The organism is Pedobacter paludis (assembly GCF_003173575.1).
GTDB lineage: Bacteria > Bacteroidota > Bacteroidia > Sphingobacteriales > Sphingobacteriaceae > Pedobacter > Pedobacter paludis.
On sequence record NZ_QGNY01000005.1, the window covers coordinates 135,210 to 150,929 of the forward strand.

Sequence of the window (15,720 nt, forward strand, 5' to 3'; positions counted from 1 at the left end):
ATGCTATTAGTTATTCAACATTGATTCCCAACTCAGCCCTAACTTCTTTTATTCTATTGGATACAGAATCCTGATAAACGGAATCGGTGGATTTATTTTTCTGCAAAAATTCTAGATTTAGAAGCTCCTCTTTTAGCTTTTGGTTTTTAATGGCCTCTTCTTTTAATTGCGCTACACATTTTAGTCCCTCTTCAGTCATTATCCAAACACTGTAATTATTGCCATCGTTTTCAATTTCGCCACAGTCCCAAGTTCCATAGTTGTTAATGTACCTATAAGAATCATCTTTCAAAATCAGCCGAGTGCCAACAGGAACTTCCAGGGTTAACCACACTTCTTGATTTCTCCATATGGTTCCTTTTCTTAATGTAAACCGTGGGCTAAAAATAATGGCCGAATCTTTTAAAAGATATTTGTAATCGATATTTTGAGCATTTTGCAAAGCACCTGGGAAGGTTTTTCCCTGCGACTCGTATTTCTGCGTCAACCGACTAATTCCATTCTCGCTTTTCTCTATATTGATACGAATATTGTTTGGAGAAACAAAAGGTCCATTTTCAAAGTCTTCGGTAACAATTTGCCTGCGCTGGTTGGCATCAATATGGTAGTTAATGCTATCTTCTTTGCTAAAGTATTTACTCCTGTCGATATCAATTACATAGGTTTTATACGATTTTAAATCGGCAGTTTGTGTGAGTTCGGCATGTTGCTTAAACTCTGAAGATATTTTAGCAGCATGATAACCTGTAGCCGCAACGCCCACTAACCAAATAATTAATAAAGCGAAAGACAGTGTTTTATTTATGGCCTGTTTGTTAAATGCAACCCTGATAGAGAAAAGAACAAGGGCCAAAATTGGAATGAAGCAAACAACAAAAGCACTAAGTAAAATTACACCTCTACTGCTATCATTAATAACCGAGAATGGGAAATATTCATAGATGCTCTCGTCCCAAAACCCTTGAAAAGCGGCAAAACCTATAATTAAAGAAAGCAGGAAGAGCACGCCAAAAACGATAATGATGCCTGCAATTACTTTAAAGATTACTTTTCCGGTTCCGCCAATAAATCGGCCAAGCCATTCAAAAAATTCTCCAATAAAGATTCCGAAGCGGGCAAATAAGGGTTGTGCATGTTTGTTTACTTCAGATAAACGCTCTTTAACAGCTTGCAACTCCTCATCTAGGTTTTTCTGGAAACCCTGTAAGTTGGCAGGCTCGCCTTTCATCTCCATTTTCTCGATCCGGGATTTTGCTTTTGGCATAATTACCCAGAGAATGGCATAAACCAAAACCCCAGCGCCGCCAAGAAAAACGATCAACAGCATGGCCAGTCTGATCCACTTTGCCTCGGTATTTACATAATGTGCAATCCCGGCACAAACGCCTGCAATTACACGTTCGTCCATATCGCGGTATAATTTTTTCTCTGCGTATTGGTGTTGATAAGCGGTATGAATCACAGGTTCTTCTTCTTGTTCTTCATTCGAGTCGAAATCCTGCACTCGTCCCATTTGCCCAATTACCGAATTTACATTGCTCGAATCAACAACTTGTTTTTTCTGTTCTTCCAATTGTTCGGTAAGCAATTCTGCAATTCGGTTTTCTATATCGGTTACAATTTCCAAATCATCTGCATGGTTTGCAAAATGCTGTTTAACTTCAATTAAGTAAGCCTTTAAGAGTTCGTAGGCACTTTCCTCAATGTGAATGATGGTGTTACCTATATTTATGATGATGGTCTTTTCCATTTCCTTTTTGCTAATATTTATGAATTGGCTCCTTTTTGTGAAACACCTACAGCATAAGCCAGCTCCTGCCAGGTTTGATCTAATTGAGATAAAATGCCTTTGCCTACTTCGGTTAAGGTATAATATTTACGCGGTGGGCCTGAGGTAGATTCTACCCAGTTGTAGCTTAACAAACCATTGTTTTTAAGCCTGGTTAATAATGGATATAGTGTGCCTTCAACCACCAACAGCTTTGCCGACCTTAATTCGGCAATAATATCAGAGGCATATATTTCGCCTCTAGAGATGATTGATAAAACACAGTATTCCAGAATCCCCTTCCGCATTTGTGTTTGCGTATTTTCTGCTATCATAAAACAAAGATATATGTTTTATACAATACTATGCAATACATAGTACTAAAATAAATTTAATATTTGATATAACTAATTGTATTTCAGCTAATTAATTTTTATAGGAAATTTTACTTTTTGATAAATAAGGTTATGAAACCCGATAATTTCTATTTTTTGGAAAGCAATTGTAGTAGCTTTTCGGTTGCAATAGTCCTGCTTTCGCCTATAGTCCCGATAGAAAATATCGGGCGCTATTTGGCTCTATCAGGTTTAGATTACTTGCACTTGTGCTGGGTTTTTCGGTCGGTGAGGCACCGACCGAATATCAAAAGCTAAAACACTGCACACTTTAAAAACAAAAACCCTACAAACACCATAGAATTAATATATTTTAATAATTTTGCAGTACCCTAATTTATTTTCATGAAAAAATCTATTGCGAGCATTGTTGCAGAGGCAAACCAAAGTGGCGAAGGCACGCTCAAAAGAACACTCGGCCCAATTAATTTAATTTTAATTGGTGTTGGTTTAACCTTGGGCGCTGGTCTATTTTCAATCACGGGTTTGGCAGCGGCCAATCATTCCGGTCCGGCGGTAACACTATCTTTCGTCATTGCAGCTTTGGGTTGTGGTTTCGCAGCGCTATGTTATGCTGAATTTGCTTCAATGATTCCAGTTGCTGGTAGTGCTTATACCTATTCTTACGCCACCATGGGCGAACTTTTTGCCTGGATTATTGGATGGGATTTGGTGCTCGAGTATTCGGTCGGCTGTGCAACAGTCGCCATTTCATGGTCGCAATATTTAACAAAATTCCTTGGGAGCCTGGGTCTTTATTTGCCTCCACAACTTACGCTCTCGCCTTTCGAAAAAGCCAAGCTTGCTGATGGTTCAACCGTAAATGGGATTATAAATATTCCAGCAGCTTTAGTTGTTGTTCTTATGACGGCCATTCTTATCCGAGGTACAAAGGGATCGGCAATTGTTAATGGAATTATAGTTTTCTTAAAAGTTGGAGTGGTATTGGTTTTCATTGCATTGGGCTGGCAATACATCGACCCTGCGAATTACCATCCCTACATTCCAGAAAACACCGGAACATTTGGTCAGTTTGGTTGGAGTGGCGTTTTGCGTGGTGCTGGCTTGGTATTTTTTGTTTTTATTGGTTTCGATGCCGTTGCAGCATCAGCCCAGGAAACTAAAAATCCAGCTCGGGATTTACCCATCGGAATCATTGGTTCTCTTGTAGTTTGTACAATCTTATTTGGTTTGTTTGGTCACGTTATGACGGGTTTGGCAAACTACAAGGAATTTGCAAATAGTGGCGCTCCTGTTGCAATCGCAATTGAAAAAACACCGTATGCTTGGTTAAGTCAGGCTATAATTCTAGCTATTCTTATTGGATATACTTCAGTTATTTTAATCGATTTAATGGCACAATCGCGAATGTTTTATTCGATTAGTAAAGATGGATTATTGCCAAAAATGTTTTCTGATGTACATTCGAAGTTTAAAACTCCATGGAAATCGAATATTATCCTGTGTATTTTTATTGCCTTGTTTGCGGCTTTCGTACCCATGAATGTGGTTGGCGAAATGACCAGCATTGGAACCCTGCTCGCGTTTTTAATGGTTTGCGTAGGCATTCTAATTCTTCGTAAAACAGATCCCGATGCAAAACGTCCGTTCCGAGTACCGTTGGTTCCCTTAATTCCGATATTGGGTATTTTAACCTGTATTGCAATGATGGTTTTCTTACCATTGGAGACCTGGCTAAGATTAGCTGTTTGGCTAATTATTGGACTGGCAATCTACTTTTGGTACGGAAAAAAGAACAGCAAGCTTAATGGAAAAGCGTAAACTAATTTAAAGCTAACTCACTGTAAGCTATACACATACAATTTTTATATTGTTGGCTTTTTTATACAGCTTCATTATCAATGAGTTGTATAAACCTGCTTTTATAACCGTATAAATATCAGTTATTTAACAAAAAACAAAAGTTATCCACAATTTAACATTTTTTTATTTTTTTGGCTTGGGATTTGTCTTAAGGATATTACCTACTTAAAAACATCTACCTATGATTATTAAATTAGACACATCCGTTTTCAGGCTTGCAAGACCTAAAACAGAAACCATTAGAAGCGTATCTGAACCCTTAACCAGAGCACAATGGATTAATGCGGATAGAATTGTAATTGCAACCATGTTCATTGCAACAATTGCTGGTGCTATTTTATTCTAAGTAACCGAATGTTAAAATTCTTCTGCAATCATTTCTTTATTTAAAACAACGCCGGCCATAGTACCCGCTGCGGTTACAATAGATAGCGATCTGAATAATGAAGCGCAATCTCCAGCAGCATAAACACCATTAGTAGTCGTTTTACAAAATTCGTCAACTTTTATCGTATTTAAATCCGTTAGCTCGCAATTTAAACTTTCATGAATATTTGAATGTTGTTTAATTTCTGGGCGAGCATAAATGGCTTTTAAGTTTAGCTTTTTACCATTACTGAACACAACATTTTTTAAATATCCATTATCGTGTTCCATTTCTTCAATTTCATCTTCTACAATCACAATAGATTTTAACTTAAGTTTAGCCAGCTGAAGATCTGTAAACTGTGATTTTCCATTCGTTAAAATGGTTAAATCTTTATTCCAGTTACATAGATTCGAAGCCATTTCAAAAGCATGATCGCCATTCATTAACAATCCAATCTTTTCATTTTTCACTTCGTAACCATGGCAATATGGACAGTGAATTATAGAGATTGCCCAACAATCACCGAAACCCTTAATGTTTGGCATTACATCTTTTAAGCCTGTTGCTAATAGAATTTTTCGAGATGTAAAAATTGCTCCAGATTCTACAACAGTACTAAATCCTCCGGGAATTTGTTTTGCTGAAATTGCTTTACCTGTAAAGAATTGTATGGTTGGATATTTTAAAACCTCAGCTTTCGCCTTAGTCGAAATATCTGAAGGTTTTTCACCATCATGTGTTAAAAAATTATGCGAATGTGGCGTTCGTGCATTGCAAGGCTTATTATCATCAATGATTAAAACCTTACGTAAAGCTCTACCCAAACTTAAACTTGCAGATAAGCCAGCATAACTGCCTCCTATTATAATTACATCAAAATCCATGTTAATATCTTTTTAACAAAAGTGTTATTTTAATTTTTAAACGCAACATTATTGCATTAAAATTTTGTCATATTTTGACTAGTAATTATTTCTTATAAACTGACGCTTTAATAAATCCGCTATAATAAAGTTTCTCTTCTATAAGCATATATTCACTTGTTGAAAAATAAGGTTTCATTTCTATAAGTTCAGACGCCTCTACAATTGATAAAATTTTAAAAAAGCGATACATTATACTTAGGAGAAAAGACTTCCACCATTTTCCTTTTCCATTACTTAGGCTAAAATCGACTAAAAACCACAGCCCATTAGGTTTTAATAGGCCATCTAATTTTTCAAAAACTGTAACGGCTCTTTGTTTAGAGAAATTATCAAACAGAAATGGAGTAAGAATTACATCAAAAACATGGATTGAATCGAAGTCTTCGATAGCTTGATTTACAAATTGCACTTCATTTTCGGCCCATTTTCTTTCTTTCGAAAGCTGAATCATCTTTTGGGAGATCTCTATATATATGATTTTTAATCCGTTCGAATGAATTCTGGCAATTTCTTCGAGAATCCAGCCTGTACCCCCACCAACAATTAATATTGAGCTATTTTTTGGAAGATAATGTAACTGATTGATTTGTGCATTTACCTGCGATTTAAAAAATACCAACCGGCTTAGGGTATCGTATTGATTGGCTATTATATCGTAGTTATTAAACAAGGTTTTAGTATTAGATTAATTTTTGAATTGTATTAATCGGTGAATGGGAATTTGCAATTAACAATTTATACATTTAACCATTAGTGAACAAACTGCATTCCAATAATTCCGCAAATGGCCTTAAACAAAATCAATCCATCAATTACCATTAAATAGTATAAAATATTTTTTCTGTGGTGCATAGAATAAGCCACATAAATTGTGAGAATGAAGGGTAATACATTAAAGAAAACCTGTGGAAGACCAAAGCCTTTAAAGTATGCAAATATGGAAAGTGAGATTAATCCAATAATCAACAAAGGAATTAAAATACTAAAAATTGTTCGGCGCAAACCGTAACGAACCACAAAAGTGCGAAGGTGTTTATTGCTATCGGTTGGGTAATCTTTAATATCAAAAATGATGGCATTTACCGTACAGAACATCCAATTTTTAATGAACAGCCAGGTCCACAAAACAGAATCATGATATCCAATTCCAGTTTCTATTTTGAGCATAATAAGAGGTAAAACATTGGCACAACAAGCCCAGACAAAACCAATAACAAATGCTTTGAGCCAACCTGTATTCCGCAAGTTGAATTTTAAAAAAGATTTTGGTAATAACCCGTAATATAAACCACCTGCAATTATAATTATCACAATCGCGATCCAATAACTTGAAGGGAGCTTTAAAATATTATCGAAATTACGACAAAGCAGGTTTATGGCAAGCGCCATACAAATGGCAAAAAGTATACCTTGACTCCAGTTTATAAAATTCTTATGTGTAAAATACCACTGATTACGGGGATTGGTTGCAGATGGTTTTGTTGATACTCGATTATAGGCGTAGGTGTAATATATGGTCGGTGCAAGAAAGAGCAATAGAAAATAATTTAGAGAATTATAAGGCAAACGCAATTGTTGGGTAGCTTCCAAAGTAAGTGCTACCGCCAGCAGGCCCACGAAATAATTTCCAAAAAAAATGAATCGGATAATTTTATTTACCATTTAATCCACCAAAAATTTATCTGCCAATTTCGGATATAAAATTGAATAAGAAACGATCTTTTCATATTCAAGAACATCTGGCATCAATTTGCGTTGTTTATAAATATAATCCAAAACGATTTGAATATGTTCAACAAACTTACAACAGTTAATCGCGGAGAAGGCAAAAATTTCTCTGTTGTTGGCGATACTTATAGAATTATTATCTCCGGAAAGGAAACCAATGGCGAATATGCGGTAATAGATATGCTTGTTCCATCAATGGGCGGACCAGGTCCGCATGCACATGCGGAGGTTCAGGAAGCATTTTACATTTTGGAAGGTGAAATTGAAATTACCACTGAAGAAAGCACTTATACCGCAACAGCTGGCACCTTTTTAAACATCCCAAAGGGAGGCTTGGTTCATCAGTTTAAAAACTTAACAGATAATTTAGCCCATATGTTATGTGTTGTTACACCTGCGGGAATGGAAGATATGTTTGAAGAAATCGGAACGCCAGTAGAAGCAAATACATTTTTACCTCCATCAGAAATGAACACTGAACTGATGAAAAAATTTGAGGCAATAGCCGAAAAATATGGGCAAAAGTTATATCCGCCCGATTATTTAAAACATAAGTAAACAACAAAGCCTTTCAGAATTCCTGAAAGGCTTTGTTTCTTAGTGATCAAATTCGCCAACGTTCTTTGCCGAATCTTCATCAGAAATTATTTTTCTTACTTTCTTTTTATCTAGCCATAAAACCAGAGCAGGCAAAAGAGTTAAGTTAAAAATTAACGCTACAAATAGGGTAATCGAAAGCAGTAATCCAAGCACTACTGTTCCGCCAAAGGTTGAAGCTGTAAAAATTCCGAAACCAAAGAACAAAATTAATGCAATGTGCGTCATACTTACCCCGGTTTCGGTAATGGTATCTGTAATTACTTTCGGAACGCTAAAATTGGTTAAATTTAGCTCCTGCTGATAACGGGTTAAGAAATATATGGTTTGATCGGATGCTAAACCAAACGCTATGGTAAAAATTAAAATGGTTGATGGTTTTAACGAAATTCCAAAATAACCCATAATTCCTGCAGTTATAATCAGTGGAACAATGTTTGGCAACAAAGAAATAAACATAATACCCAGGCTCTTAAACTGCGCAAGGCGAAGTAATGAGATTAAGATTATAGCCAAGCCGATACTTTCAAACAAATGCTTCAGCATGTAATCCGTTCCTTTAGAAAAAATTACACTCGAACCTGTTAATTCAACATCAAATTTCGATGGAGGCAAAATACTGTCTATTCGAGGTTTAAGTTCTTTCATAATTGCATCCAAACGCTTAGAACCTACATCGGCCATTTGAAAACTAATCCTCGTACTTTGATTTCCTTCACCTACAAAACTGGTCAAGAGACTTGCGTTGCCTTTTCCACCATTGGCGATGTAAGCCAGAATGAAGTTTTTCTCTAAATTATCGGGCAACCTAAAAAATGTAGAATCGTTATTATAAAATGCCTGAGTTGCATATTTTAAGCCCATATTTACAGAAATAGAACGTGAAAACTCTGGATAAGCAGAAATCATTTTTTCCATTTTCTCCATCCTTTTTAGGTTGGTCAGATTAAAAACCCCGTTCTTTTTCTTGGTATCTACACTAACTTCTAAAGGCAAAATACCTTCGAAGTTTTTCTCAAAGAATTTTAAATCTGTTAAAATTTCGGAGTTTTTTGGAAGATCATCAACCACATATCCGTTTACATTAATTTTCAACACCCCGATAAACGCAATAATGGAAATAATGATTGTACCAATATAAATTAATGAACTTTTCTGCTGAACCAAAACATCGGTTTTAACCAATAGTTTATGTAAAAAGCCTTCCTCTACATATGTTTGTGCTTTAAGTTTCGGCGCTGGCAAGTAGCTGAAAATAATTGGAATTAAACATAGGCACATTAACCAGGTGATCATTACGTTAATAGATGCTACACTTCCAAATTGCATTAAAAGTTCACTGCCCGTAAAGTATAAAACGCCAAAGCCAATTGCCGCAGTAATATTCGCAATTAGTGTGGTAACCGCAATTCGCTCAATTGTTAGGCTTAGTGCCTTTTGTTTATCACCATGTTTTCTTAACTCATTTTGATATTTGTTGAGCAATAAAATACTGTTCGGAATACCGATAATTACAATAAGTGGCGGAATTAATCCAGTTAAAATGGTGAGTTCAAAACCAAATAAAACAAGCGTTCCGATACTCCAGATTACACCCATTACCACCACCAAAATCGGGAAGAAAACAGCGTAGAATTTTTTGAAGAAAATAAGCAAGATAATGGCCGAAACCAAAATGGATAAGCCCAGGAAAAGTACAAATTCATTGCTCACCAGTTTACTAACGGCAGTACGGATATAAGGTAAGCCAGAAATATGAACATGGATTTTGGTAGAAGCCTGAAAGTCTTTTGCTTTTTGTTCGATTTGCTTTAGAATTGGATTCCGTTCAGCTGTATTTAAAATTTTGGTATCAAACGTAATCGCCATTAGCGTGGCATTTTGTTTATTGTAAACCAGTCCTTCAAAAAATGGTGTATTGTATAATGTTTTCTTGATCGAATCCATTTCTAAATCAGATTTTACCAAACCATTCGGGATTGCTTTTAAAGTAAATTTCTGATTAACGGTATCTTTTTCCAACTGAAAAATCCTACCCGAAGATAAAACCTGTTTTATTCCTTTTAGCTTTTGAATATCGTTGGAAAGCTGAACCCATTTATTGTAAACATCTTTTTTAAAAATATCGGGCGATTGAATACCCACAACCATTACGCTTCCATCTTCTCCAAACTGCTTCTTAAAAGCGTTGTATTTTATAAAAGCACTGTCGGTAACAGGCAAAATTTTACTGCCTGTGTAGGATAGTTTTACATTCTTGGCCTGATAAGCCATGAATATGGTTCCAAGTAAAAAAAATACGATGATTGCGATACGGTTCTGAAGAATAAATCTCGATAGCTTAACCCACATGTGCAGCTTAGTTTTAATAATAATATTTAAGGGCAAAACTAATCTTATTTATAAATGGTGATTACTTTTTACGCATTTAAATTTGCACAAATAACATACTTTTGAAAAAATTGTTTTATAAGAATGCTACACAAGGTTAGAGGAATTGTTTTAAAGACGACCAATTATAGCGAAAGCAGTGTAATTGTACAGGTTCTCACCGACAAATTTGGGATGCAGTCTTACTTGATTAATGGTGTTAAAAAGCCCAAGGCGAAGATTAAGATGAATATGTTACAATCGCTTCATCTTTTGGATATGGTGGTTTACCATAAAACCAATACCAACATTCAGCGGGTTTCTGAAGTTAGGCAAACCCCGGTTTTTAAAACGATTCCATACGATATTGTAAAAAGCAGTATTGTTATCTTTTTGAATGAGGTATTATATAAAAGTATCCGCCAGCAATCTGCTGATGATAGTTTATTCGATTACATTTTTAATTCAGTTGCCTGGTTTGATGAAAGTGAAGAGTTTAACCCTAACTTTCACTTATCCTTTTTGCTAAAACTAACTCGTTTTTTAGGCTTTTCGCCTAACGATAAAAGAAGAACCGATCAGGTTTATTTTGATTTACAGGAAGGAGAATTTGTTTCACGACCACCGATTCACTCCAATTATTTAGAATTGGATGATGCTTTAAGGTTTATTTCATTGTTTAATACCCCATTGGAAAAAATTTTTGAAATAAAATTCACCAACACTCAACGAAGATTTCTCTTAGATAAGATCTTGGTTTTCTATACCTTACATACTGCTTCATTTGGCGAAGTGCAATCGCATAAAATTTTGGAGACCTTACTGGGTTGAAAAAAAATAAAAAAGATTTGCGAAACAAGATTATAGCGCTATATTTGCATTCCCAAAAGGAGAAAGGGAAATTAGCTCAGCTGGTTCAGAGCACCTCGTTTACACCGAGGGGGTCGGGGGTTCGAACCCCTCATTTCCCACAAAAGCCTTTTAGTTTTAACTAGAAGGCTTTTTTATATAATACATAGTCCTTTTAAAAAGGGGAAATTAGCTCAGCTGGTTCAGAGCACCTCGTTTACACCGAGGGGGTCGGGGGTTCGAACCCCTCATTTCCCACCACCAAGCCTTTCAGGAAACTGAGAGGCTTTTTTTTATGATTAAAATTTCAAGATATTCTAATACTATTTATTTTCTATACTTACATTTTATATTCCAAAAACAGACTTGAATAAATTGTATTTCTTAAAGCTAAAGTATAACCCCCAAGAAAATCAACCATAAGGCATTTAAGAAAATATAAGCTAGACAGATAGGTAAATTTTACCGAAACTTAAATGAACTTATATTTCTATATGGTAGAGAGTAAAGTATTATTCCCTTAGAAAATTAACCATATAAGGCATTTAAGAAAATATAAGCTAGATAAGATTAAGTAAATTTTGCTGAGATTTAAATGAACTTATATTTCTTATACGGTAGAGAGTAAAGTATTATTCCCTTAGAAAATCAACCATATAAGGCATTTAAGAAAATATAAGCTGGATCGATTAGGTAAATTTTACTGAGACTAATGAACTTATATTTCTTATATGGTAGAGAGTAAAGTATTATTCCTTTAGAAAATCAACCATATAAGGCATTTAAGAAAATATAAGCTAGACAGATTAGGTAAATTTTGCTAAGACTTAAATGAACTTATATTTGTTATCTGGTAAAACACAAGCTCAAACGAGACTAAAATTTTGGAAAAGGAAATTACTCGGTTGCCGGTTTTTTATCCTCCTCATCTACCGGAACCTCTACCGTTGGATCAGTTATAATTTCGGCCTTACCATCACCGTCGCTTTTTTCAAATAAAATTGGATATAGAAGCCAAAGCGCACCAATAATTATAAGCACACCGGCAAGCATCTCAAAGTATATACTTCCCTTAACCTCGTTCGCATCTAAAATTTTATAAGCGATAAAAGAAAGCACACCCAAAACAAGAACGAGAACTGCTTTTTGTAACTTAAGGAGCTTTATCATAGGGTCTTCTTTTTTAATGTAATAATATGGAATAAAACAATGATTAATCCTATAAGTTCTAACAAACCAAAAAAATAAAAACCGTACAGCACAAAATCCGTATTTGCAGCGCTTGAAACAGCAAAGATTGGGAGGGCAACTACTGCTACAATCATTATCGTAAGCCCGATATTAAATAATTTCATAGCAAAAGTATTTACACCAAAACTACCAAAATTCAGTCTATTTTTTTAACTTTGCATCCTTAATTTTTTGAGGTACTTGATTGATGTATAGCGAATTTAAACAATTAGACCTTGCCAAAATAGGGCAAGAAATACTGGATTTTTGGAAAAAAGAAAACATCTTTGAAAAAAGCATTTCTTCTCGCCCAAAATCCAATCCGTTTACTTTTTACGAAGGACCGCCATCTGCCAACGGCATGCCTGGTATTCACCACGTAATGGCTCGTGCTATTAAAGATATTTTTTGTCGCTATAAAACCATCAAAGGTTATCAGGTTAAAAGAAAAGCTGGCTGGGATACGCATGGATTACCTGTTGAATTGGGTACCGAGAAAGAACTTGGCATTACCAAAGAGGATATAGGTAAAACCATATCTATCGAAGACTATAATGAAGCCTGTAAAAAAACAGTAATGCGTTACACCGATGTGTGGAACGACTTAACTGAACAAATGGGCTATTGGGTAGATATGGATGACCCATATATTACCTATAAGTCTAAATATATGGAATCTGTTTGGTGGCTTTTAAAACAGATTTACGATAAAGGCTTAATCTATAAGGGTTACACCATCCAACCTTATTCACCGAAAGCGGGAACGGGATTGAGCTCACATGAGGTTAATCAACCAGGTGCATACCGCGATGTTACCGACACAACAATTGTTGCTCAGTTTAAAAGCCTCACCCCAACCCTCTCCGAAGGAGATGGAGCTAATAGCGTTAGTAAGGCATTTCGGCTTTCCTCTTCTATTGGAACATTAGAAGATGTCTTTTTCCTGGCTTGGACGACAACACCCTGGACTTTACCTTCGAATACAGCTTTAACTGTCGGACCAAAAATCGATTATGTTTTAGTTAAAACTTTTAACCAATATACTTTCCAGCCAACAAATGTAATTCTGGCAAAAAGCCTGGTCGGGAAACAGTTCAGCAAAGTTTTTTTTGAAAGTAATGAGGCTGAAGATTTTAATAATTTCAAAGCCGGTGATAAGAAAATACCTTACCAAATCCTTGCTGAATGCAAAGGTGCTGATTTGGTTGGCATCAGATACGAACAACTTTTAACCTACGCTTTACCGTATACAAATCCCGAAAATGCTTTCCGCGTAATTTCCGGAGATTTTGTTACCACAGAAGATGGTACCGGTATTGTACATACTGCGCCTACATTCGGTGCTGATGATGCTAAAGTTGCAAAGGAAGCTGTTCCCGAAATCCCGCCAATGCTGGTTTTGGATGATAATGACATTCTTGTCCCATTAGTAGATTTACAGGGGAAATTCACCAAACATGTTGGTCCTTTTGCAGGCAAATATGTTAAAAATGAATATTACAACGCTGGTGAAGCACCTGAAAAATCGGTCGATGTAGAATTGGCAATTTTACTAAAGGAAGAAAACAAGGCTTTTAAAGTTGAAAAATATGTTCACAGTTATCCGCACAGTTGGAGAACTGATGAGCCACTTTTATATTATCCTCTAGATTCATGGTTTATCAAGGTAACTGATGTTAAAGACAGAATGTTCGACCTTAATGAAACCATCAACTGGAAACCAAAATCTACAGGCGAAGGCCGTTTTGGAAACTGGTTAAAAAATGCCAACGACTGGAATTTATCGCGTTCAAGATATTGGGGAATTCCTTTGCCAATCTGGAGAACTGAAGATAAAAAAGAAGAAGTTTTAATCGGTTCGGTTGAAGAACTTTACAATGCCATTGAGAAATCTATCGCAGCAGGTTTCCAGAAAGAAAACCCTTTCAAGGGTTTCGAAATCGGCAACATGTCTGAAGAGAACTACGACCTGATTGATTTACATAAAAACGTTGTTGATCAGATTACCTTAGTGTCTCCATCTGGCAAACCAATGATTCGCGAAACCGATTTAATCGATGTTTGGTTCGATTCTGGTGCCATGCCTTATGCTCAATGGCACTACCCTTTCGAAAACAAACAGAGCATTGATGAAAATGAAGATTTCCCTGCAGATTTTATTGCTGAAGGTGTAGATCAAACGCGTGGTTGGTTTTATACTTTGCATGCTATATCTACATTGGTTTTCGATAAAATTGCCTACAAAAATGTAGTTTCAAATGGATTAGTACTGGACAAAAACGGACAAAAAATGTCTAAACGTTTAGGAAATGCTGCAGATCCTTTTAAAACCATTCAAGAATACGGCGCCGATGCAACGCGTTGGTATATGATTTCTAACGCAAACCCTTGGGATAATTTAAAATTCGATATCGAAGGAATTGCTGAAGTTCGCCGTAAATTTTTTGGTACGCTTTACAATACTTATGCATTTTTCGCTTTATATGCCAACATCGATAAATTCGAAATTGATAAAAATAATTTAAGTAAAGTTGAAGATAGAACGGAGCTAGATCGTTGGATTTTATCTTTACTACAAAACTTAATCAATGAGGTTGATGAAAGTTACAATACTTACGAGCCAACTAAGGCAACTCGTGCTATACAAGCTTTTGTTGATGAGCACTTGAGTAACTGGTACATCAGGTTAAGCCGCCGCCGTTTTTGGAAAGGCGAAATGACTGATGATAAACGTTCAGCTTACGAAACACTTTATACCTGTTTAGAAACTTTGGCACAGCTGATGAGTCCGGTTGCGCCTTTCTTTGCCGATTGGTTGTACAAAAATTTAACCGTTACCGATAAAACTGCTGAACAATCTGTTCACTTAACATTGTGGAATGAGGCGGATCAAAGTTTAATCGATAATGCCCTGAACGAAAGAATGCTTTATGCACAGCAGATTTCATCGATGGTTTTATCGCTGCGCAAAAAATCGAGCATCAATGTTCGCCAGCCTTTAGAAAAAATCTTAATTCCATCCTTAAATGGAGATTTTGAGCAGAAAATCTCAAAAGTTGCCGATTATATATTAAGTGAAACAAATGTTAAGCATATCGAGTTTATAACGGACACACATGGAATTGTTAAGAAAAAGCTTAAGCCTAATTTTAAATCGTTAGGTAAAAAAGTGGGCAAAGATATGAGCCTGGTAAAAGAAGCTTTAGAAAATGCCAATCAAGAAGATATTCAACGCTTGGAAAGTGAAGGTTTCTTAACTGTTTCAGGAAGTAATGATACAGAATTTACCATCGATTTAAATGGTGATGTTGAGGTTTTTGCCGAAGACATTCCGGGATGGCAGGTAACAAATCTTGGCAATTTAACCGTTGCTTTGGATGTAACCATTACCGAAGAATTAAAACAAGAGGGAATCTCTCGAGAATTGGTTAATAGAATTCAAAACTTGCGTAAAGAATTGAATTTTGAAGTGACGGACAGAATTAAAGTTAGGTTACAAAATGATAACTTAGTAGCTGATGCAGTTGCTAAAAACAAAGCTTACATTTGCGCCGAAATACTGGCCGATGAATTTGAATTAACAGATGAAATGGAAAATGCAAACAAAATCGTCATTGATGAAGTTGAACTAAACATTTCGGTAAATAAAATATAAAGAAATCC

At 35.7% G+C, this 15,720-nt stretch carries 12 protein-coding genes and 2 tRNA genes; 7 read left to right on the top strand and 7 right to left on the bottom strand.

Going from position 1 to position 15,720, the window contains the following annotated elements; translation table 11 throughout:
- Positions 1–10: 10 nt before the first annotated feature.
- The gene (locus tag DF947_RS14810) at positions 11–1,750 is read right to left on the bottom strand and encodes a PspC domain-containing protein (RefSeq protein WP_109930829.1); all 1,740 of its coding nucleotides are present in this window, start codon (positions 1,748–1,750) and stop codon (positions 11–13) included.
- A 17-nt stretch (positions 1,751–1,767) separates the two neighbouring features.
- Entirely contained in the window at positions 1,768–2,103 is a 336-nt protein-coding gene (locus DF947_RS14815; RefSeq protein ID WP_109930830.1) for a PadR family transcriptional regulator, read from the bottom strand.
- 405 nt (positions 2,104–2,508) lie between these two features.
- On the opposite strand from DF947_RS14815, the gene DF947_RS14820 reads away from it, so the two are divergent.
- On the top strand, positions 2,509–3,945 hold the full coding sequence (locus tag DF947_RS14820; RefSeq protein WP_109930831.1) for an amino acid permease: 1,437 nt from the start codon (positions 2,509–2,511) through the stop codon (positions 3,943–3,945).
- A gap of 223 nt (positions 3,946–4,168) precedes the next feature.
- Complete coding sequence (locus DF947_RS22260; RefSeq protein ID WP_158526276.1) at positions 4,169–4,333, top strand: hypothetical protein; 165 nt, start codon at positions 4,169–4,171, stop codon at positions 4,331–4,333.
- Positions 4,334–4,344: 11 nt separating this feature from the next.
- Here the strand turns inward: DF947_RS22260 and DF947_RS14825 are convergent, their stop codons facing one another.
- From DF947_RS14825 to DF947_RS14835, 3 genes are all read right to left on the bottom strand, one after another.
- Entirely contained in the window at positions 4,345–5,241 is an 897-nt protein-coding gene (locus DF947_RS14825) for an NAD(P)/FAD-dependent oxidoreductase (protein WP_109930832.1), read from the bottom strand.
- Positions 5,242–5,326: 85 nt separating this feature from the next.
- A complete protein-coding gene (locus tag DF947_RS14830; protein ID WP_109930833.1) occupies positions 5,327–5,953 on the bottom strand; it encodes a class I SAM-dependent methyltransferase in 627 nt (208 codons plus the stop codon).
- Positions 5,954–6,033: 80 nt separating this feature from the next.
- The gene (locus tag DF947_RS14835) at positions 6,034–6,945 is read right to left on the bottom strand and encodes a UbiA prenyltransferase family protein (RefSeq protein WP_109930834.1); all 912 of its coding nucleotides are present in this window, start codon (positions 6,943–6,945) and stop codon (positions 6,034–6,036) included.
- 126 nt (positions 6,946–7,071) lie between these two features.
- On the opposite strand from DF947_RS14835, the gene DF947_RS14840 reads away from it, so the two are divergent.
- Positions 7,072–7,569, top strand: coding sequence for a cupin domain-containing protein (locus DF947_RS14840; protein WP_109930835.1), 498 nt, complete (start codon positions 7,072–7,074; stop codon positions 7,567–7,569).
- Positions 7,570–7,608: 39 nt separating this feature from the next.
- Here DF947_RS14840 and DF947_RS14845 read toward each other — a convergent pair whose 3' ends face one another.
- A complete protein-coding gene (locus DF947_RS14845) occupies positions 7,609–9,960 on the bottom strand; it encodes an efflux RND transporter permease subunit (protein ID WP_240615388.1) in 2,352 nt (783 codons plus the stop codon).
- Positions 9,961–10,083: 123 nt separating this feature from the next.
- Here DF947_RS14845 and recO point away from each other — a divergent pair, with 123 nt between their 5' ends.
- From recO to DF947_RS14860, 3 genes are all read left to right on the top strand, one after another.
- A complete protein-coding gene (recO, locus tag DF947_RS14850) occupies positions 10,084–10,809 on the top strand; it encodes a DNA repair protein RecO (RefSeq protein WP_109930836.1) in 726 nt (241 codons plus the stop codon).
- 65 nt (positions 10,810–10,874) lie between these two features.
- Positions 10,875–10,949: transfer RNA gene (locus DF947_RS14855), tRNA-Val, on the top strand.
- A gap of 61 nt (positions 10,950–11,010) precedes the next feature.
- Positions 11,011–11,088, top strand: a tRNA-Val gene (locus DF947_RS14860).
- Between the two features lie 636 nt (positions 11,089–11,724).
- On the opposite strand, the gene DF947_RS14865 is transcribed toward DF947_RS14860, so the two are convergent.
- Positions 11,725–11,997, bottom strand: coding sequence for an isoleucyl-tRNA synthetase (locus DF947_RS14865; RefSeq protein WP_109930837.1), 273 nt, complete (start codon positions 11,995–11,997; stop codon positions 11,725–11,727).
- Between the two features lie 268 nt (positions 11,998–12,265).
- On the opposite strand from DF947_RS14865, the gene ileS reads away from it, so the two are divergent.
- Positions 12,266–15,712 (top strand): isoleucine--tRNA ligase, encoded by a 3,447-nt coding sequence (gene ileS / locus DF947_RS14870; protein WP_109930838.1) that lies wholly within the window; start codon positions 12,266–12,268, stop codon positions 15,710–15,712.
- The last annotated feature ends 8 nt before the right edge of the window (positions 15,713–15,720 follow it).

Coding starts and splice junctions, on each gene's coding strand:
- DF947_RS14810 (WP_109930829.1), bottom strand. CDS start 1,750: ATGGAAAAGACCATCATCATAAATATAGGTAACACCATCATTCACATT.
- DF947_RS14815 (WP_109930830.1), bottom strand. CDS start 2,103: ATGATAGCAGAAAATACGCAAACACAAATGCGGAAGGGGATTCTGGAA.
- DF947_RS14820 (WP_109930831.1), top strand. CDS start 2,509: ATGAAAAAATCTATTGCGAGCATTGTTGCAGAGGCAAACCAAAGTGGC.
- DF947_RS22260 (WP_158526276.1), top strand. CDS start 4,169: ATGATTATTAAATTAGACACATCCGTTTTCAGGCTTGCAAGACCTAAA.
- DF947_RS14825 (WP_109930832.1), bottom strand. CDS start 5,241: ATGGATTTTGATGTAATTATAATAGGAGGCAGTTATGCTGGCTTATCT.
- DF947_RS14835 (WP_109930834.1), bottom strand. CDS start 6,945: ATGGTAAATAAAATTATCCGATTCATTTTTTTTGGAAATTATTTCGTG.
- DF947_RS14840 (WP_109930835.1), top strand. CDS start 7,072: ATGTTCAACAAACTTACAACAGTTAATCGCGGAGAAGGCAAAAATTTC.
- DF947_RS14845 (WP_240615388.1), bottom strand. CDS start 9,960: ATGTGGGTTAAGCTATCGAGATTTATTCTTCAGAACCGTATCGCAATC.
- recO (WP_109930836.1), top strand. CDS start 10,084: ATGCTACACAAGGTTAGAGGAATTGTTTTAAAGACGACCAATTATAGC.
- DF947_RS14865 (WP_109930837.1), bottom strand. CDS start 11,997: ATGATAAAGCTCCTTAAGTTACAAAAAGCAGTTCTCGTTCTTGTTTTG.
- ileS (WP_109930838.1), top strand. CDS start 12,266: ATGTATAGCGAATTTAAACAATTAGACCTTGCCAAAATAGGGCAAGAA.